The 3,113-nt window shown below is 69.6% G+C and carries 3 protein-coding genes; 1 reads left to right on the top strand and 2 read right to left on the bottom strand.

Annotation, left to right across the window (positions count from 1 at the left end):
• Together OPU66_RS14795 and OPU66_RS14790 are read right to left on the bottom strand one after the other, a co-directional pair.
• Positions 1–624 (bottom strand): CoA transferase (locus OPU66_RS14795; RefSeq protein WP_498554418.1); only part of this gene is annotated, 624 nt, incomplete at its 3' end.
• Positions 625–680: 56 nt separating this feature from the next.
• Positions 681–977, bottom strand: coding sequence for a hypothetical protein (locus OPU66_RS14790; protein ID WP_498554417.1), 297 nt, complete (start codon positions 975–977; stop codon positions 681–683).
• 142 nt (positions 978–1,119) lie between these two features.
• Between OPU66_RS14790 and OPU66_RS14785 the strand changes: the two genes are divergently transcribed.
• Positions 1,120–2,949, top strand: coding sequence for a DUF885 domain-containing protein (locus tag OPU66_RS14785; RefSeq protein ID WP_498554416.1), 1,830 nt, complete (start codon positions 1,120–1,122; stop codon positions 2,947–2,949).
• The last annotated feature ends 164 nt before the right edge of the window (positions 2,950–3,113 follow it).

Below are 3,113 nucleotides of genomic sequence, written 5' to 3'. Positions count from 1 at the left end.
CCCCCCCCCCACCAGCCCGGCAAGCACCCCGGCGACGAGGAACATCGCCCCGCCGCCATAATCGCCGATCAGGTTGAGCGGCGGCGGCGGCACCTCGCCCGCCCGGCCGATCGCGTGGAGCGCGCCGGTCAGCGAGATGTAATTGAGATCATGGCCCGCGCGCGGGGCCATCGGGCCATGCTGGCCCCAGCCGGTCATCCGGCCATAGACGAGCCGGGGATTGACGGCATGCACCGCCTCCGGCCCCAGACCGAGCCTTTCCATCACCCCGGGGCGAAACCCTTCGACGAGCGCATCGGCGCGGCTGAGCAGATCGAGCGCCGCCGCGCGCCCGGCATCGGATTTCAGGTCGACGCCGACAATCGTCCGCCCGCGATCGAGCACCGGCGCGCCGGGATCCTGGCTGCCCGGCCGGCCGAGCCGGACAATGTCCGCGCCCATATCGGCCAGGATCATCGCAGCGAGCGGCACCGGGCCGATGCCTTCGAACTCGACGATGCGGACACCGCTGAGCGGGCCTGAGCGCGCGCCGGGGTCGGCCGCAGCTGATGGTTGCGGGGCGGCGGCCTGTGCGGCGGTGCCGGGGTGATCGCCGCTTTGCGGCTGTTTATCCTCTCCGTTCATGGCCGCAAGGCTCGGCCAAAGTTGACGTTTTCGTCAAGAGGAAGCTTACGGAAACGTCAATCGTCGCGCGGCGGCGTGCGGCGCGCATCTTCCCGCGCCGCCTCCGCCTCTTCGCGGGCGCGTTGGCGCTCGGCGCGGCGGCGTTCGCGGGCGATCTCCTCTTCCTCCTTGCGAATCGCGCGGCCGCGATTGCGGTCGGCCTCGTCCTGGCTGGTGGTCAGCACATCGACGGTCTTGCTCACCGCCTTGACCGGCAGGGTCGCGGCGTCAATCGCCGCCCGGGCCAGACATCCGCCCAGCAGCGCCGGCAGCGCCAGCATGACCAGCATCCGCGCCCCGTTATGCCCCTGCATCACGCTCTCCCTCCGGTTCCGGCAAATCCCTTGCTCCGGGCCGGCCGGCGCGCGGAGCAGCCGGGTGATTCAACCCGGCCCGGAAATGCTCTAGACCTGTGCGCCCGGCCCCGCGCCGGGACAAGGGGAGAAAAGCCTGATCATGCGCCGTCCGTCATCGCCGTCCACCCGCCGCGCCCTCCGCGCCGCCGCCACCCTGATCCTCGCCGCGCCGGTTCTGGCCCCCGCGACGGCATCCGCACAGGCTCAGGCTCAGGCTCAGGCCGGGGCCACGACCACGCCGTCCGCGCGCCTCAAGGCGGTGATCGACGCGCACTGGGCCTGGTATCTGTCGCGCAACCCCGAACAGGCGACCGCGCTTGGCGTGCGCGACCATGATGACCGGCTGTCCGACATCAGCCTCGCCGCCGCCGATGCCGATGCAGCGACCGCGCAGCGCTTCGCCGATCAGCTGGCCGCCATCGCCGATGCCGGGCTGACGCCCGCCGAACGCGTCAACAAGCGCATCCTCGCCCGGCTGCTCGCCGAACAGGTGGAGGCCAATCGCTATGGCCAGCGCCAGATGCTGTTCACCAGCTATTATGGCTGGCATCAGGGCTTTGCCGGCATGGCCGACAACCTGCCCTTTGCCGCCGCCGCCGATTATCGCAGCTATCTGACGCGGCTCGCCCAATATCCCAAACTCAACAGCGATGCGCTGGCGATCACGCGCGCCGCGGTCGAGCAGGGGTTCGTCCAGCCCTGCGATGCGATTCGCGGTTATGAAAAGACGATCATCGGCGTCATCGCCCCCTCGCCCGCCCAATCGCGTTTCTTCCAGCCCTTCACCCGCCCCCGGCCGCGCGACCTGTCGGATGCGGACTGGGCGAAGATGCAGGATGAGGCGAAGCGGCTGATCACGACCGTGGTCGAGCCGGAATATCGCCGCTTCCACGATTATTTCGTCCGCGATTATCTGCCGCGCTGCCGCACCACCGTCGGCGCGTCGGCGATGCCGGGCGGGGCCGAATGGTATGCGTTCCGCGCCCGTCAGGCGACGACGACCGACCGGACGCCGGAGGAGATCCACAGCCTCGGGCTGGCCGAGGTCGCGCGCATCCGGGCCGAGATGGAACAGGTCGCCCGCGCCGCCGGCTTTGCCAGCCGCGAAGCCTTTATCGCCGATCTACGCACCAATCCGCGCCATTATGCGACGACGCCCGACGCGCTGCTCGCCGCCGCCGCGGTCGAGGCCAAGCGCATCGACGGGCTGCTGCCGCGCTATTTCGGCCGGCTGCCGCGGCTGAGCTATGGCATCAAGCCGATCCCGGCCGAAATCGCCGAGGGGACGACGACCGCCTATTACAATCCCGGATCGCCGGCCGCGGGGATTTCGGGCACCTATTTCGTCAACACCTCGAAACTGCCGCAGCGCCCGCTCTGGGAGCTGCCGGCACTGACCGCGCATGAATCGGTGCCGGGCCATCATTTCCAGGTCGCGCTGCAACAGGAGCTGGAGCTGCCCGAGTTTCGCCGCCATCAGGCAGGCTTCACCGCCTTTGTCGAAGGCTGGGCGCTCTATACCGAGCGGCTGGGCATCGAAATGGGGCTGTACGACACGCCCGAAAAGCAGATGGGCCGGCTGTCCTATGAAATGTGGCGGGCGTGCCGGCTGGTCGTCGACACCGGCATCCATGCCAAGGGCTGGACCAAGGCGCAGGCGGTCGCGTTCATGAAAGACAACAGCGCGCTGACCGACGCCAATATCGATGCCGAGGTCAATCGCTACATCAGCTGGCCGGGACAGGCGCTCGGCTACAAGATGGGCGAGCTCCGCATCCGCGAGCTGCGCGCCCGCGCCGAAGCCGCACTCGGCCCGCGTTTCGACATCAAGCGGTTCCACGACGCCGTGCTGGGCGACGGCCCGGTGCCGCTCGACCTGCTGGACACGCAGATCGACGCCTGGATCGCAGCGGAAAAGCAGCGGGGATAAGGCGGAGAGAGGATACCCCCGCGCCGGGCCGCGCGGGGGTATTTTTTGTGCCGCGCCTCACGGCGCGGGGGCGGCACCGGGGTTTGTCTGTTGCGCGCCTCACGGCGCGGGGGCGGCACCGGCCCGCACCCCCACCCGGCCTCCCAACGGCAGGATACACTGTG

The sequence above is a fragment of the Sphingomonas sp. URJC2 genome (assembly GCF_059803575.1).
The sequence above is the reverse complement of the archived record's forward strand: the minus strand, read 5'-3'. Positions and strand labels throughout refer to the sequence as shown.

What these genes read in the sequence shown, in the direction of transcription:
- OPU66_RS14790 (WP_498554417.1), bottom strand. Translation starts at nt 977, where the DNA reads ATGCAGGGGCATAACGGGGCGCGGATGCTGGTCATGCTGGCGCTGCCG.
- OPU66_RS14785 (WP_498554416.1), top strand. Translation starts at nt 1,120, where the DNA reads ATGCGCCGTCCGTCATCGCCGTCCACCCGCCGCGCCCTCCGCGCCGCC.